A 14,938-nucleotide genomic window follows, 5' to 3' on the forward strand; every position below is an offset into this window, starting at 1 on the left:
AAATTAACCGTCCAGATGTGCGCGGATGTCGGCAAAGACGTTTTCAAACATCTCTGGCGTCAGGCGATAGGTCTGGGTGTTGTAGCGCGAACAGTGATAGCTATCAAACAATGTGATGCCATTTTCCATTTTATGTGACGCCCCATGGGCAAATTTAAGCGATGAAAGCTTAAGCCCGAAGGTGCGTAACATGGCTTGATGGGCAACCTGTCCAAGACACAGGATGGCTGAAAGGTTTTCCATCGAGGCAAATTCGCTGATCAGAAACGGTCGGCACGCATTGGCCTCAGGCCCGGTTGGTTTGTTTTCAGGCGGCACGCATTTCACCGCATTGGTAATCCGGCAATCAAGAAGTTCAAGCCCGTCATCAGGCCGCTTGTCATAGGTGCCCTTGGCAAATCCAAACTTCTTGAGCGTGTCATACAAAAGGTCCCCGGCATAGTCACCCGTAAAGGGACGTCCGGTGGCATTCGCCCCCTTAAGACCCGGTGCCAGACCGACAATCAGCAACCGGGCATTGATCGGTCCGAACGGGCGAACCGGGCCGTTATAGAATTGCGGAAACTTTTCCTGATTGGCGCGTCTGAATTCGACAAGACGCGGGCAAAGCTGGCAATCGATATCGGGTTGCTGGTAGGCGGTCATGGCATGTCTGACATTTTTGCCGGTTACGGTGAAGGCCGTAACCGGTCGTGATCACGATAGGTGGTGTCGGATCTCAATTACTCGAAATCGAAATCATCAAGTTCCGGATGATCGGGATGGTCATCAATGTCAGGATGATCGTCATCGCGGCGTGGCTGAACCTTACGGGCGATGGTGCCTTCAAGTTCGGTCAGTTCGATAAAGTTATCGGCCTGACGGCGCAATTCATCGGCCACCATCGGCGGGTTGGATTTCACCGTCGAGACAACAGTGACGCGGACACCTTTGCGCTGCACGGCATCAACAAGGCGGCGGAAGTCACCGTCGCCTGAGAAAATAACAACATGATCAAGGTGTTGTGCCATTTCCATGACGTCAATTGCCAACTCGATATCCATGTTGCCCTTGATCTTGCGGCGACCGGCGGCATCGGTGAATTCCTTGGTCGGTTTGGTGACCATGGTATAGCCGTTATAATCAAGCCAATCGACCAGCGGGCGGATCGGGGAATATTCCTGATCTTCAATCAGGGCTGTGTAGTAGAAAGCGCGGATAAGTTGCCCTTTTTGGGCGAAAAGATCCAAAAGACGTTTGTAATCAATGTCAAAGCCAAGGGATCTTGCAGCGGCATAAAGATTCGAGCCGTCAATAAACAGCCCGATGCGTTCCTGCGGGTAAAAAATCATCCTGAAATTCCTCAAACATCAAATTTAATTATACAGTTCCAAAAAATACGGAACACTCAATCTTTACCGTGGCTAGAGGGACAAAGAAAGGCGAAAATATCGTAGACAGAGTATGATGGCTCCCTTAGATATGCCGTCTTTCACGCGCGGCGGGAATGACCCTTTGCGCAAAGAGCTGCCTGCTATCCACTGAACTGAAAGTCTGCTTTGTGAGCACGCCGTCACCAGCCACCACCAGTGCATCGTCGCATGACGCCATACTGATTGCCTTTGGTGCCAATCTGCCTACTCAGGAATATGGTGCGCCTGCGCAAACATTGAAGGCCGCCTTGCAGCGTTTGGCCAGGGATGGCGATATTTCGATTGAGCAAGTGTCATCCTTTTATGAAACAGCACCGGTGCCGATCTCTGATCAGCCCTGGTATGTGAATGGTGTTGCACGGATTTCAACCGGACTTTCGGCCCATGATCTGCTTGAGCGCCTGCACGAGGTCGAAGCCGAATTCGGGCGTGTTCGCCGTGAACGCAACGCAGCCCGCGTTATTGATCTTGATCTGATTGCCTATGGTCGCGATCTTTTGCGTGAAGAGGGGGGGATTCAGGTGCCTCATCCGCGAATGGCCGAACGCGCTTTTGTGCTTTTGCCGTTGCGCGATGTGGCAAGTGGCTGGGTTCATCCGGTACTTGATCGTACTGTCGAAGATCTGATTGCCGATCTCCCGGCTGATCAGCAGATCAGAAAGCAGGCCGAAAGCTGAGGCAGTACTCGCGAAAACCTGCCCGAAAGAGTGGTTTCGCTGTTGCAACACATATGATCCGGCGCTATAAAGCTCGGTCTGGACACCCCAAAAGTATTTCTGGAGACATTTATGGCGCGCGTTACCGTCGAAGATTGCGTTGACAAGATTCCGAACCGCTTTGAGCTTGTAATGCTTGCAGCTCAGCGTGCACGCAACATCTCGGCCGGTGCAGAACTGACCATTGATCGTGACAACGACAAGAACCCGGTTGTTGCGCTGCGTGAAATCGCCGAAGTAACGGTTGATTTTGACGAACTGCGCAATGGCATGGTGCAGGGTCTGCAGCGGCATGTTGAAAGCGACGAGCCGGAAGAAGCCGAAGACGATTTCGGTCCGAAACTGGTCGCAGAAGCAGTTGAAGAAGCATCTGTCGGCGTGGTTATGCCGTCTGAAGAAGAATAAGGTCAGATTGATATTGATCTGAGCCCGTTCTAAAAGAAAAGCCACGGTATTCATCTTCCGTGGCTTTTTTTTGTCTAAATCGTACTATCTTATGAAGGGGTTCGGTTCCGAGCCCTTGATGGACTATGCGGAGATGCCCCTGAATGATGCGCCAGTATGAACTTGTTGAACGGGTTAAGGCCTATGATCCGGAAGCGTGCGAAACCACGCTGAACCGGGCATATGTTTATGCCACCCAGAAACATGGTTCACAGAAACGCGCGTCGGGTGACCCGTATTTTTCCCATCCGATCGAAGTTGCGGGCATTCTGACCAATTACAAGCTCGACTGCGATACGATCATCACGGCACTTCTGCACGACACCATCGAAGATACCGATGCCACCCCCGAAGAGATCACGAAGCTTTTCGGGACCAATATCATGAAGCTGGTCGATGGTGTGACCAAGCTGACGCAGATCGAACTGAAATCCGCAGATTCCAAACAGGCCGAGAATTTCCGCAAGCTGCTGCTTGCGATGTCCGAAGACATTCGGGTGTTGCTGGTCAAGCTGGCAGACCGTCTGCACAACATGCGAACCCTGCATTATATCACCAAGCCGGAAAAACGCGTTCGGATCGCGGCTGAAACGCTTGAGATTTATGCGCCGCTTGCCGAACGCATCGGTATGCATGACATCAAGGAAGAGCTTGAAGACCTTGCCTTCCAGCATATCAATCCTGAAGCCCGTGACTCGATTCTGGCGCGTTTGGAATTCCTGCGCGAGAAAGACGATAATGTCGTCAGCCGTATCGTTTCCGAACTCAAGGACGTCATTTCCCGTCAGGGGCTGAAGGTCGATATCTATGGCCGTGAAAAACGCCCATACTCGATCTGGCAGAAGATGCAGCGCAAGAATATCACCTTTGGTGAGCTGTCGGACATCATGGCATTTCGGGTGCTGGTCGATGATATGCCGCAGTGCTATGAAGTGCTTGGCTATATGCATGCCAATTACAAAGTCGTTCCGGGCCGGTTCAAGGATTACATCTCAACGCCAAAGCCCAACGGATACCGTTCCATTCATACGACTGTGCTGGGGCCGGAAAATCACAGGATCGAAGTTCAGATCCGTACGCGCCACATGCATGAAGTGAACGAAAACGGTGTTGCTGCGCACTGGGCCTACAAACAGGATACCCCGACCGGGCAGCAAAAAGAGGGCGTTCAATATCGCTGGCTGCGCGACCTTCTTGATATTCTTGAACATGCGTCGGAGCCTGAGGAGTTCCTTGAACATACCAAGCTTGCGATGTTCCAGGATCAGGTCTTCTGCTTTAGCCCGAAGGGCGATGTGATTGCGCTTCCTGCGCGTGCGACGCCCGTTGACTTCGCCTATATGATCCATACCCATATTGGCGATACCTGTGTGGGGGCGAAGGTCAATGGTGCGATGGTTCCATTGCGCACGGTCCTGAATAACGGTGATCAGGTCGAAATCGTTACCTCGAAGGCTCAGACGCCGAATCCGACATGGGAGCGGTTCGTTGTTACGGGTAAGGCACGTGCGCGAATTCGCCGTTTCATCCGTCAGCAGCAGGAAGACCAGTACAAGGACCTTGGCAAGGCGATCTTGCAAAAGGCCTTCCGTCAGGAAGGATATGACTATTCCGACAAGGCAATTGACGGTGTTTTGAAAATCTTCAAACAGCCATCCGTCGATGCACTTTTGACCCTGGTCGGGGCTGGTCATCATACCGGTCGCGAAGTTGTTCATGCTGTCTTCCCGGGGACAAAAGACAAGGAAACGGCGCGCAAAGTCGTTCCGCTTGAAAAGGTTCGGGCGCGCAAACATGACCATGCGATCCCGATCAAAGGGCTTATTCCGGGCATGGCGGTGCACTATGCCGGCTGTTGCCATCCGTTGCCCGGCGATCGCATTGTCGGGATTGTTACAACCGGCAAGGGCGTGACGATCCATACGATTGATTGTGATACGCTTGAAACCTTTACCGAGCAGCCCGAACGCTGGCTTGATGTTGGATGGGACAATGACGGCGAGCCTGAACATTTCATCGGTCGTCTTGGCCTGACTGTCGGCCATGAGCAGGGGGCGCTCAGTTCGATCACAAGTGTGATTGCCAAAAACCATGGCAATATCACCAATTTGCGGTTCACCAACCGTACGACAGATTTCTTTGAAATGCTGATTGATATCGATGTGGTCGATGTCAAACATCTGACCAATATCATCGCGGCCCTGAGGGCAACGCCGGTGGTAAATGCTGTCGAGCGCGCGCGCGGGTAATGGCAAGCTGTGAACGCATTCATCTTTTGGGGGATAATCGCGTAAAAACCTTGCCAAGTGTGCGGTCAGCACTTACGCATATGCCTCGACTTTTTATTGCGTTACCTGATTTGTTCCAGAACTGACCCGCATGTTTCGGCGCCGCGTAAAACCATCATCATTACAAAAAATACGGAACGTCGTCTGGCCGCGTGGCGGATGGCGACGTTCGTCTCAGTATTTTGCTCATCGTGTCGCGCGGCTTCCCGGCACGCCATACAGCATTGCGTCAGGATTTGCGATCGGGGCAGCGGTATCATTTACGCCGTTTATCGGGTTCCACTTCGTTATCTCCGCACTGATAAGCCTGATCACACGCAGTAACGTTGTTGCGTCCTTGCTGGGCACGATTGTCGGCAATCCATGGACATTCCCGTTCATCTGGCTTTGGCTCTATACCTGCGGGAACTGGATTCTTGGTGCGAATGAAACCTCGAATGCCGTACATTTCGACATGGCCGTTCTTTGGGACTTCGTCGTTCTGGGGGTCAGCTATATCGGTGGCGGACTTATTTTTGGTCGCTGGGATCCTGCAGACCACGAGACGCTTGGTCATCTCTGGATCAGCATCGTTGATATCATCTGGCCGATGCTGGTCGGATGTGTTCCGACGTCAATCATTGTCTGGGCGCTATTTTATTTTCCGGTACGCCGTGCGGTCATCATTTACCGTCACAACCGGATTTTGCGCAGAATGAAGAAAACGGAACGCCATGGGCTTGGGCCCATGCTTGAAACTGCCAAGGACAAGATCGGCAGTGCTGCGAAAAGTGCCACCAAAAAGCAGGATGAAACACTATGAGTTCGAAACTTCGGCTCGGCGTTAATATTGATCATGTTGCGACCATCCGGAATGCCCGTGGTGGCAACAGCCCGGACCCGGTGCGTGCCGCAGCACTTGCAAAGGCCGCGGGCGCAGACGGAATTACCGCGCATCTGCGCGAAGACCGTCGCCATATCCTTGACGCAGATATGAAAAGACTGCGCCAGGAGATTGATCTGCCACTTAACTTCGAAATGGCAGCCACCGACGAGATGCTGGCAATCGCGCTTGCAACAAAGCCACATGCAGTCTGCCTTGTTCCGGAAAAGCGTGAAGAACGCACGACCGAGGGTGGGCTTGATGTTCTGGGTGGCCATAATCATCTGAAACGTTTTGTTTCCGAACTTGGCGATGCGGGCATTCGTGTGTCGCTGTTCATCGAGGCGTCCAAAGAACAGCTTGATGCCGCCAAAAGTCTCGGCGCACCTGTTGTTGAAATTCATACCGGTTCCTATTGCGATGCTGAAAACAGCGATGACCGCGCACATGAACTTGAACGTATTCGCGCAGCCGTCAAATACGGAGCAGGGATTGGGCTTGAAATTCACGCCGGTCATGGTTTGAATTTCGAGACGGTTCAGCCGATTGCGGCAATGCCGGAAGTGGCGGAGCTTAATATTGGTCACTTCCTGATTGGGGAAGCCGTCTTTGTCGGGCTGGAAGCCGCAATCAACGAGATGCGCCGCTTGATGGACGAGGCGCGTGATCAAACGGACGACGATAAATGATCATTGGGATTGGCACGGATTTATGTGATATCCGTCGGATAGAGACTGCACTTGAACGTCATGGCGAGCGTTTCATGAAGCGTGTCTTTACCGATGTCGAGATTGCACGTGCCACCCGCAAACCGCATAGAACAGCGTCGTCGCTTGCCATGGCTTTTGCGGCAAAGGAAGCCTGTTCCAAGGCGCTGGGAACCGGATTTCGCAGGGGTGTTTATCACAACACAATGGGTGTGGTACATCAACCCAGTGGCAAGCCCGACATGGTATTGACCGAAGGTGCTTTGGCACGACTTGAAGAATTAACACCCGAAGGAAAGATTGCTTCGGTGTATGTGACCTTGACGGACGAATACCCGCTGGCGAATGCTGTCGTGGTAATTTCGGCTGATTGACAGATAAATTGATTGGTTAAACACGGAATGGAAAAACTTGTGCAGAAAAAGAAAACGGGTGGCCTTTTGGACACCTTGAAGACCGTTTTCTGGGCCATTGTCATTGCACTTTTGGTTCGGACTTTTGCCTTCGAACCGTTCAATATTCCGTCTGGCTCGATGATTCCGACCTTGCTGGTTGGTGACTATCTGTTTGTTTCAAAATTTTCCTATGGATATTCGAAACACAGCATGCCTTTCAGCCTGCCGGTCATTCCGGGACGCATTTTTGAGACTGAACCCGAGCGTGGCGATGTGGTTGTCTTCAAACTTCCGTCAGATACATCACAGGATTATATCAAACGTGTGATCGGCCTGCCGGGTGACACTGTCCAGGTCACCAACGGTCGTTTGTACATCAATAACAAGCTGGTCGAACGTGAACGGATCGAGGATTACATCCTGACCGATGGTACTGGTCGGTCTGCCGCGGTTCCGCAATATCTCGAAACACTTCCGAACGGCAAGGTTCACCGTATCCTTGAGCTGTTTGGCGATCAGGGGCCGAGCGACAACACCGAAGCCTTTACCGTACCGGAAGGCCATTACTTCATGATGGGGGATAACCGCGACAATTCGGCAGACAGCCGTGCATTCTCGTCGCGGTTCCGCTTTGTGCCGATTGAAAATCTGGTCGGTCGTGCTGAATTCCTGTTCTATTCCAAGGACAGCTCGCAGCCGGTCTATGACCTTGGCAGCATCCGGTTTGATCGCCTGTTCCAGGGAGTTCATTAATGAGCGACGGCATGCCGGTGATCGCCGAGATCGATCACGGTTTTTCCAATCCTGACCTGCTTCGTGTGGCTTTGACCCATCGAAGTGCAGCGAAGGGTAAGGATGCAATAAGCGGTGGCAACGAGCGTCTTGAGTTTTTGGGCGATCGTGTGCTGGGGCTTGTCGTGGCCGAAATGCTCTATACCCGTTTTGGGCGTGAACGCGAAGGTGCGATGGCAAAACGCTTTGTCGCACTGGTGCGTCGCGAAACGCTGGCGCGTGTTGCCATCCAGATCAAACTGGGGGATCACATCCAGATGGCCAAGGGTGAACGTGCGGCCGGGGCTGACACCAATCCGGCCATTTTATCTGATTGCATGGAAGCCGTGATTGCCGCACTCTATCTGGATGGTGGTCTTGAACCGGCGCGTCGCTTTATCGAAAAGCTCTGGACGCCGCTTCTTGATGAAGCAAACAAGCCGCCGCAGGATGCGAAGACGCAATTGCAAGAATGGCTGCAAGGGCGGGGCAAGCCACTGCCGAAATATGACATGGTCGGCCGCGAAGGTCCGGCCCATGCACCGATATTCACCATCGAACTGACCACCAGTGATGGTGAAAGTGTTAGTGCCGAAGGAAAATCTAAACGCGAGGCGGAACAACTTGCCGCCCGCATGATGTTGGACAAACTAAACGATGAATGAGGTTCCCACACCGGTGGCCGAAGACAGATTACCTTATCAGCAGCGTTGCGGCTTCGTCGCACTTGTTGGTGCGCCTAATGCTGGCAAATCGACGCTCCTGAATCAGCTGGTCGGCACGAAAGTGTCGATCGTCTCGCCAAAGGTCCAGACAACCCGTACCCGTGTGCGTGGTATCGTCATGACCGAAGATGCGCAGATTGTTTTCATTGACACGCCGGGTATCTTTGCCCCGAAGCGCCGTCTTGATCGTGCAATGGTCAAGGCAGCATGGAATGGTGCGGATGATGCGGATCTGGTGGTTCTTGTCATTGATGCCGGAAATGGCATCACCGACGAAGACCTTGCCATCATCAACCAGCTCAAAGATCAGAACCGCAAGGCCATCCTGGCGCTGAACAAGGTCGACAAGGTCTCGGACAAGGAAAAACTCCTGCGTCTGTCACAGGACCTGTTTGCCCATGAAGTCTTTACCGATGTCTTCATGATTTCGGCGAAAAAAGGGGCGGGTACGCAGGATCTGGTGAATTTCCTTGCGGCTAAAATGCCCGACGGCCCGTGGATGTTCCCCGAAGACGATGTGTCGGACATGCCGCTTCGTCTGCTCGCAGCCGAGATCACCCGCGAGAAGCTTTATTATCAGCTTCAGCAGGAACTGCCCTATTCGGCAACAGTCGAAACCGAACTTTGGGAAGAACGCAAGGACGGCTCGGTCAAGCTTGAACAGACCATCTTTGTCGAACGTGAAGGCCAGAAGGCCATCATTCTTGGTAAAGGCGGCAAGCGTATCAAGTCACTGGGCAGCGAAGCGCGCAAGGAACTTGAAGCCATTTTCGAGCGTCGGGTTCATCTGTTCCTGTTCGTCAAGGTGCGCGAGAACTGGGGTGATGATCCCAATCGCTTTGCCATGTGGGGCCTCGATCCCAACGCATAATTCTTCACGTTGCACAGACAGACCATCAATTGCCGGGTAGATAATGGAAATCGGATCATTCTGGGGTGTTGTAATGATTGTTGTTGGCGCAGCCGCCGCAATGATTGTTGCGCGTGTCGCCCGGCGTCCGTTCCGAAACCGCACTGATCACAGCACTGTGCAACGTGAAAAATCCTTTCTGCATCGCCCGCTTAATCTGATCGCGCTTCTGGTTGCCCTTGCTGTCTTTATGCTGGGGCTTTTCTGGAAGGTGACGGGCGGAGGACCAAACTGATGACCCGGAATTCTGTCGATCCTATCGATCAGGCGATTGAAGAAGTCGAAAACCGTTCATGGTTGCGCAAGGCGGTTTTTGGAGCAGCCCTGATCGCACTTGTCTCCTGCCTGATCGGGATGTTTTTCCTTGTTACCCGTCTGATTGTACCCAGCGGCTATTTCTAAGAGGCCCGGATGGACTGGCGTGATGACGGTATTGTTCTTTCGACACGCAAACTGGGCGAAAGTTCGGTCAGACTATCGGTTCTGACCCGTGATTACGGGCGCCATGCCGGAATGGTTCGCGGTGCTATGAGCAAATCCATGCGCGGTACGCTCGAACCCGGAAATGAAGTACGGGTAGGGTGGTCTGCACGCCTTTCTGAACATCTTGGTCAGTTTCGCTGTGAATTGACCGGTGCACATGCGGCAGACCTTTTATTGCAGCCAGGGCCGCTTATGGCGATGAGTTCGGCCTGTGCGATGCTTGATGCGACCCTGCCCGAACGTGAAGCCCATCCGGACCTGTACCATGGCACCGCAGCCCTTCTGACGGCGCTGAAATCCGAACAATGGTTGCCGTCCTATATTCGCTGGGAAGTCGGGCTGCTTGAAGAACTCGGCTATGGTCTTGATCTTGGGCAATGTGCGGCAACCGATGTAACCGATGATCTGGCCTTTGTTTCCCCAAAAAGCGGGCGGGCGGTCAGCGAAGCAGCGGGGAATGCCTATCGTGACCGGCTTTTGTCTTTGCCGGCCTTTCTTGCCATCGGGCGCGCATCTTCGTCGCGGCGCAATGACGAACTTTCAGACCAGATGCGTGATGGCCTGAAACTGACCGGATTTTTTATTCATCGCGATATTTTCGAAGCCAAGGGCATCAAACCTGTCGCGGCACGGGATCGTCTTGTCAGTCACGTTTGGCGTATCAAAACTGCTGACGAAAAATAAATTGATCAATTTGGTTTGCATATGTTGACCGCAACCATGCCCCGCGTAGTATGTTGCAGATAACGTAAGGTGTTCGGGGGTCGAACGCACTTGCGCCTGTCCCTTCTGCCAAGCAACAAGAAAAATCGTTCATGAGCACCAAGACTTCCGATCCGGCCAATGCCGGCCAAATCAGGGAAACCCGCCTTGCCGATGCGCTTAGCGAGCGTTATCTCGCCTATGCGATGTCGACAATCATGTCGCGTTCTCTGCCTGATGTGCGTGATGGCCTCAAGCCAGTTCATCGTCGTCTTCTTTATGCCATGCGGCAGCTCAAACTGAATCCGGAACAAGGGTTCAAGAAATGTGCGCGTGTGGTTGGTGACGTGATTGGTAAATATCACCCGCATGGTGATCAGTCGGTCTATGACGCGCTGGTGCGTCTGGCACAGGACTTTGCGGTACGTTATCCGCTGGTCGATGGTCAGGGCAACTTTGGCAATATTGACGGCGATAACGCCGCTGCAATGCGTTACACCGAAGCCCGCATGACCGCCGTTGCCGCTGCCCTGATGGACGGTCTCGACGAAGATGCCGTCGATTTCCGTCCGACCTATGATGGTGAGGAACAGGAACCGGTTGTGATGCCGGCGGCCTTCCCGAACCTTCTGGCAAACGGTGCGGCTGGTATCGCGGTTGGTATGGCGACCAATATTCCGCCCCATAATGTCGGCGAACTCTGTGCCGGTCTGATCAAACTGATCGACAAGCCGGAAACGTCAATCGCGGAACTGGTACGTTGCGTGCCGGGGCCGGATTTCCCGACTGGTGGTGTTCTTGTCGAACCGCATGAAAATATTCTTGAGGCCTATGCGACCGGACGTGGATCATTCCGCCTGCGGGCCAAGTGGGAGGTCGAGAAACTCAGCCATGGCCTGTATCAGGTCGTGATTACAGAGATTCCCTATCAGGTTCAAAAAGCCAAGCTGGTTGAACGCATCGCCGATCTGATGGTGGCAAAGAAACTGCCGCTGCTCAATGATGTACGTGACGAATCAACCGATATCATTCGCCTGGTTCTTGAACCGCGTACCCGTGCGGTTGAGCCGGAACATCTGATGGAAATGCTGTTCAAAAACACCGAGCTGGAAATCCGGTTCGGTTTGAACATGAACGTTCTGGACGGGGACAACACGCCGCGCGTTATGAATTTGCGCGAAGTGTTGCGTGCCTTCCTTGCACACCGTCAGGAAGTTCTGATCCGTCGTTCCAATCATCGTCTGGCAAAGATCAATCACCGTCTTGAAGTGTTGGAAGGCTATCTTGTTGCCTATCTCAACCTTGACGAAGTGATCCGGATCATCCGTTTTGAGGATGAACCGAAAAATGCATTGATGAAGGCGTTCGATCTGACAGAGGTTCAGGCCGATGCGATCCTGAATATGCGTTTGCGGTCATTGCGCAAGCTCGAAGAGATGGAAATCAAGAACGAGCACGCCAAACTGACCGAGGAAAAAGAAGGTCTCGAAGCGCTTCTTGCCAGTGAAACCCTGCGTTGGGAGAAAATCCGCGACGAAATCGAAATCATGCGCGAGAATTTCGGCAAGAAAACCGCGATTGGCAAACGCCGTACCGAAATTGGCGATGCACCTGAAGAAATCGAAGTGCCGCTCGAAGCACTGATTGAACGTGAACCGATTACGGTGATTTGCTCGAAAATGGGCTGGATCCGTGCGTTGAAAGGTCACGTTGCCGACATCAGCGATCTTAAGTTCAAGGATGGCGACGAACATCGCTTTGCGATCAAGGGCTTTACGACCGACAAGCTTTTGATCCTTTCAACAGCAGGACGCTGCTATACCATGTCATGTGACAAGCTTCCGGGCGGTCGCGGTCATGGGGAGCCGATCCGTCTGTCGATTGATCTGCCACAGGAACATGACATTGTGTCGATGGTCGTGCACAAGGATGGCCGCAATCTTCTGGTCGCAAGTTCCGGTGGCCGTGGTTTCCAGGTTGCGGAAAAAGACGTCGTTGCCCAGACTAAAAACGGCAAGCAGGTTCTCAACCTTGGTGCCGGTGAAGTTGCCAAGATATTTGTTCCGGTCGAAAAGAACCATGTTGCTGTTCTTGGTGACAACCGCAAACTGCTGATCTATCCGGTTGATGAAGTGCCGGAAATGACGCGCGGTCGTGGCGTGATCTTGCAGAAATACCGGCAGGGCGGTCTTTCGGACCTGATCTTGTTCAATCTCGAAGAAGGTTTGAGCTGGACCATGGGCGGCAGCGAAGGTCGTGTCCGCACCGTGACCGAGCTTGCCGAATGGACCGGCAAGCGTGCAGGTGCCGGGCGTATGCCGCCAAACGGCTTCCCGCGGTCGAACAAATTCGAATAATTTCTACAAGGCATACATTAAACTCGAAAGCCGGATGGTTCATTATCATCCGGCTTTTGGCTTTAATGGGCCAATTTAGATGCAGACAATGTCATATGCTGCGGGTTCCCGCAGATATGGAAGAATTACGTACCAAAATTTATAGCGTTTTCGATGTTTAAAATGTAACTTCGCAACCTGATTAGCAGGAAGCCCGCAATTTTCCTGTGAGACTCATAAGGGCTTGGGAGTGAAAAGTGAGATTTCTTGGAAATTTCGTCCACGCGATTGACAGTCTGAATGACTGGATCGGTCGCGGGGTGGCCTGGCTGGTGATCCCGATGGTTGTGATCACATTTTTAGTTGCCACATTGCGTTACGGCTTTGCGGTTGGCTGGGTATCAATGCAGGAAAGCTACATGTGGCTTTACGGCATTATGTTCATGGTAGGGGCGGGTTACACGCTTTTGCACGGTGGTCATGTTCGTGTCGACGTTTTCTATCGTCCGGCATCTGCGCGTTACAAGGCATGGGTTGATCTGTTCGGGTCGATGTTCCTGATGATGCCGGTGCTGATCATGATCTTGATCTATAGCTATCCGTATGTAGCGACCAGCTGGCATCGCCTTGAAGGGTCGCACGAGACGGGCGGTCTTCCGGGCCTGTTCCTTTATAAATCAGTGATTCTGATCTTTTGTGTATTGATGCTTCTTCAGGGGCTTTCGCTTGCTGCGCGCAGCGTTCTGGTGCTTGCCGGTCACAAAGAATTTGAAATCAAAGAAGAAGAGCACGAGGGCGTCTGATGGCTGGTGAAGTTCTTAGTCTGGTGATGTTCGCCGTAGCTTGCGGCGTGCTTCTTCTCGGTTTTCCGGTTGCTTTCTCGCTTGCGGGTACCGGTCTTGCTTTTGCGCTTATCGGTCATTCGATGGGCACCTTTGATATGCCGCTTCTGGGCTCACTGCCGTCACGCTATTTCGGTGTGATGACCAACGAGCTGTATGTTGCGATCCCGCTGTTCGTGTTTATGGGCGTCATGCTTGAACGCGCAAGGATTGCAGAAAAGCTTCTGACGACCATGGGGATGCTGTTTGGCACCATGCGTGGTGGTCTGGGGATTTCGGTTGTCATCGTCGGTATGTTGCTTGCCGCCTCAACCGGCATCGTCGGTGCGACCGTCGTGACCATGGGCTTGCTCAGTCTCCCTGCGATGCAGAAAGCCGGATATGATCCGAAACTTTCGACCGGTATTATCTGCGCGTCCGGTACGCTGGGTCAGATTATTCCACCGTCGATCGTTCTTGTTCTGCTGGGCGATATTCTTCAGGGCGCCTATGCCGAAGCACAGCGCGCAATCGGCAACTGGGCACCGGAACCGATTTCTGTGATGGACCTTTTTGCAGGTGCATTCATTCCGGGGCTTCTGCTGGTGGCACTTTATATCGGCTGGATCATCATCAAGTCCCTGATTGATCCGAAATCGGCACCGGCACTGGTTGAAGAAAAGCGTCCGGAAGGTCTTTGGGGTGAAGTGCTGCGCGCATTGCTGCCTCCGGGGCTTCTGATTGTTGCCGTTCTTGGCTCAATCCTGACCGGTATTGCGACCCCGACGGAATCAGCTGCTTTTGGCTCGATCGGTGCAATCGTACTGGCTGCGTTCTACAAGCGCCTCGATATGCCCGTTCTGCGCCATGTCGTGCGCCAGACCGTTCAGGTCAGTGCTATGGTGTTCGTCATCCTGCTGGGTGCGTCGGTGTTCTCGCTGGTGTTCCGTGGTCTTGGTGGCGATCACCTTGTCGAAGAACTGCTGCACAACCTTCCGGGTGGTGTCTTCAGTGCGATGCTGGTTGTGATGCTGTTGATGTTCTTCATGGGCTTCTTCCTGGACTTCATCGAGATCGTGTTCGTAGTGATTCCGATTGTTGGTCCGATCCTGCTCAAGATGGACATTGATCCGGTTTGGCTGGGTGTGATGATTGCCATCAACCTTCAGACCAGCTTCCTGACACCGCCATTCGGCTTTGCGCTGTTCTATTTGCGTGGTGTCGCACCGGCAGCGATCAAGACGTTTGATATTTATCGCGGTATCATTCCGTTCGTTATGATCCAGATGCTTGGTCTTTGCCTTGTCGCTGCATTCCCGTGGCTGGCGACCTGGCTTCCGGGCATTCTGTTCTAAGAACGCGAAGA

17 protein-coding genes are annotated in these 14,938 nt (G+C 52.9%); 15 read left to right on the forward strand and 2 right to left on the reverse strand.

Annotated elements, in window-relative coordinates; all coding sequences use genetic code 11:
- Nucleotides 1-3: 3 nt before the first annotated feature.
- Nucleotides 4-645 carry a uracil-DNA glycosylase gene (locus TH30_RS07265; protein WP_114097410.1) on the reverse strand — a complete coding sequence of 214 codons (642 nt, stop codon included), beginning with the start codon at nucleotides 643-645 and terminating at the stop codon, nucleotides 4-6.
- Nucleotides 646-722: 77 nt separating this feature from the next.
- A complete protein-coding gene (locus TH30_RS07270; protein WP_114097411.1) occupies nucleotides 723-1,331 on the reverse strand; it encodes a LabA-like NYN domain-containing protein in 609 nt (202 codons plus the stop codon).
- 209 nt (nucleotides 1,332-1,540) lie between these two features.
- Here TH30_RS07270 and folK point away from each other — a divergent pair, with 209 nt between their 5' ends.
- The 15 genes from folK to TH30_RS07340 all read left to right on the forward strand — a co-directional run bounded on the left by folK (nucleotide 1,541) and on the right by TH30_RS07340 (nucleotide 14,927).
- A complete protein-coding gene (gene folK, locus TH30_RS07275; RefSeq protein ID WP_114097532.1) occupies nucleotides 1,541-2,089 on the forward strand; it encodes a 2-amino-4-hydroxy-6-hydroxymethyldihydropteridine diphosphokinase in 549 nt (182 codons plus the stop codon).
- A gap of 111 nt (nucleotides 2,090-2,200) precedes the next feature.
- Nucleotides 2,201-2,533 carry a DNA-directed RNA polymerase subunit omega gene (gene rpoZ, locus TH30_RS07280; protein WP_114097412.1) on the forward strand — a complete coding sequence of 111 codons (333 nt, stop codon included), beginning with the start codon at nucleotides 2,201-2,203 and terminating at the stop codon, nucleotides 2,531-2,533.
- 143 nt (nucleotides 2,534-2,676) lie between these two features.
- A complete protein-coding gene (locus TH30_RS07285) occupies nucleotides 2,677-4,821 on the forward strand; it encodes a RelA/SpoT family protein (protein WP_114097413.1) in 2,145 nt (714 codons plus the stop codon).
- A 130-nt stretch (nucleotides 4,822-4,951) separates the two neighbouring features.
- Nucleotides 4,952-5,662: a DUF2062 domain-containing protein gene (locus TH30_RS07290; RefSeq protein ID WP_114097414.1), complete on the forward strand. Its 711-nt coding sequence runs from the start codon at nucleotides 4,952-4,954 to the stop codon at nucleotides 5,660-5,662.
- Nucleotides 5,659-6,411 carry a pyridoxine 5'-phosphate synthase gene (locus tag TH30_RS07295; RefSeq protein ID WP_114097415.1) on the forward strand — a complete coding sequence of 251 codons (753 nt, stop codon included), beginning with the start codon at nucleotides 5,659-5,661 and terminating at the stop codon, nucleotides 6,409-6,411. The genes TH30_RS07290 and TH30_RS07295 overlap by 4 nt, the downstream gene beginning before the upstream one ends.
- Nucleotides 6,408-6,803 carry a holo-ACP synthase gene (gene acpS / locus TH30_RS07300; protein WP_114097416.1) on the forward strand — a complete coding sequence of 132 codons (396 nt, stop codon included), beginning with the start codon at nucleotides 6,408-6,410 and terminating at the stop codon, nucleotides 6,801-6,803. The genes TH30_RS07295 and acpS overlap by 4 nt, the downstream gene beginning before the upstream one ends.
- Nucleotides 6,804-6,830: 27 nt before the next feature.
- Complete coding sequence (gene lepB / locus TH30_RS07305; protein ID WP_114097417.1) at nucleotides 6,831-7,577, forward strand: signal peptidase I; 747 nt, start codon at nucleotides 6,831-6,833, stop codon at nucleotides 7,575-7,577.
- Entirely contained in the window at nucleotides 7,577-8,260 is a 684-nt protein-coding gene (rnc, locus tag TH30_RS07310) for a ribonuclease III (RefSeq protein WP_114097418.1), read from the forward strand. The genes lepB and rnc overlap by 1 nt, the downstream gene beginning before the upstream one ends.
- Nucleotides 8,253-9,191, forward strand: coding sequence for a GTPase Era (era, locus tag TH30_RS07315; RefSeq protein WP_114097419.1), 939 nt, complete (start codon nucleotides 8,253-8,255; stop codon nucleotides 9,189-9,191). Before rnc ends, era begins: the two co-directional genes overlap by 8 nt.
- Before the next feature lie 43 nt (nucleotides 9,192-9,234).
- Nucleotides 9,235-9,465, forward strand: a complete 231-nt coding sequence (locus tag TH30_RS07320; RefSeq protein WP_114097420.1) for a hypothetical protein — start codon at nucleotides 9,235-9,237, stop codon at nucleotides 9,463-9,465.
- Nucleotides 9,465-9,632: a hypothetical protein gene (locus TH30_RS22075; protein WP_181850175.1), complete on the forward strand. Its 168-nt coding sequence runs from the start codon at nucleotides 9,465-9,467 to the stop codon at nucleotides 9,630-9,632. Before TH30_RS07320 ends, TH30_RS22075 begins: the two co-directional genes overlap by 1 nt.
- A gap of 9 nt (nucleotides 9,633-9,641) precedes the next feature.
- Nucleotides 9,642-10,397: a DNA repair protein RecO gene (gene recO, locus TH30_RS07325; protein WP_114097421.1), complete on the forward strand. Its 756-nt coding sequence runs from the start codon at nucleotides 9,642-9,644 to the stop codon at nucleotides 10,395-10,397.
- A gap of 131 nt (nucleotides 10,398-10,528) precedes the next feature.
- The gene (gene parC / locus TH30_RS07330) at nucleotides 10,529-12,772 is read left to right on the forward strand and encodes a DNA topoisomerase IV subunit A (RefSeq protein WP_114097422.1); all 2,244 of its coding nucleotides are present in this window, start codon (nucleotides 10,529-10,531) and stop codon (nucleotides 12,770-12,772) included.
- A gap of 236 nt (nucleotides 12,773-13,008) precedes the next feature.
- Nucleotides 13,009-13,554 (forward strand): TRAP transporter small permease subunit, encoded by a 546-nt coding sequence (locus TH30_RS07335; RefSeq protein ID WP_181850176.1) that lies wholly within the window; start codon nucleotides 13,009-13,011, stop codon nucleotides 13,552-13,554.
- Nucleotides 13,554-14,927, forward strand: coding sequence for a TRAP transporter large permease (locus TH30_RS07340; protein WP_114097423.1), 1,374 nt, complete (start codon nucleotides 13,554-13,556; stop codon nucleotides 14,925-14,927). Before TH30_RS07335 ends, TH30_RS07340 begins: the two co-directional genes overlap by 1 nt.
- The last annotated feature ends 11 nt before the right edge of the window (nucleotides 14,928-14,938 follow it).

This window comes from Thalassospira profundimaris (assembly GCF_003326795.1).
In the GTDB taxonomy this organism is placed as follows: Bacteria; Pseudomonadota; Alphaproteobacteria; order Rhodospirillales; family Thalassospiraceae; genus Thalassospira; species Thalassospira profundimaris_C.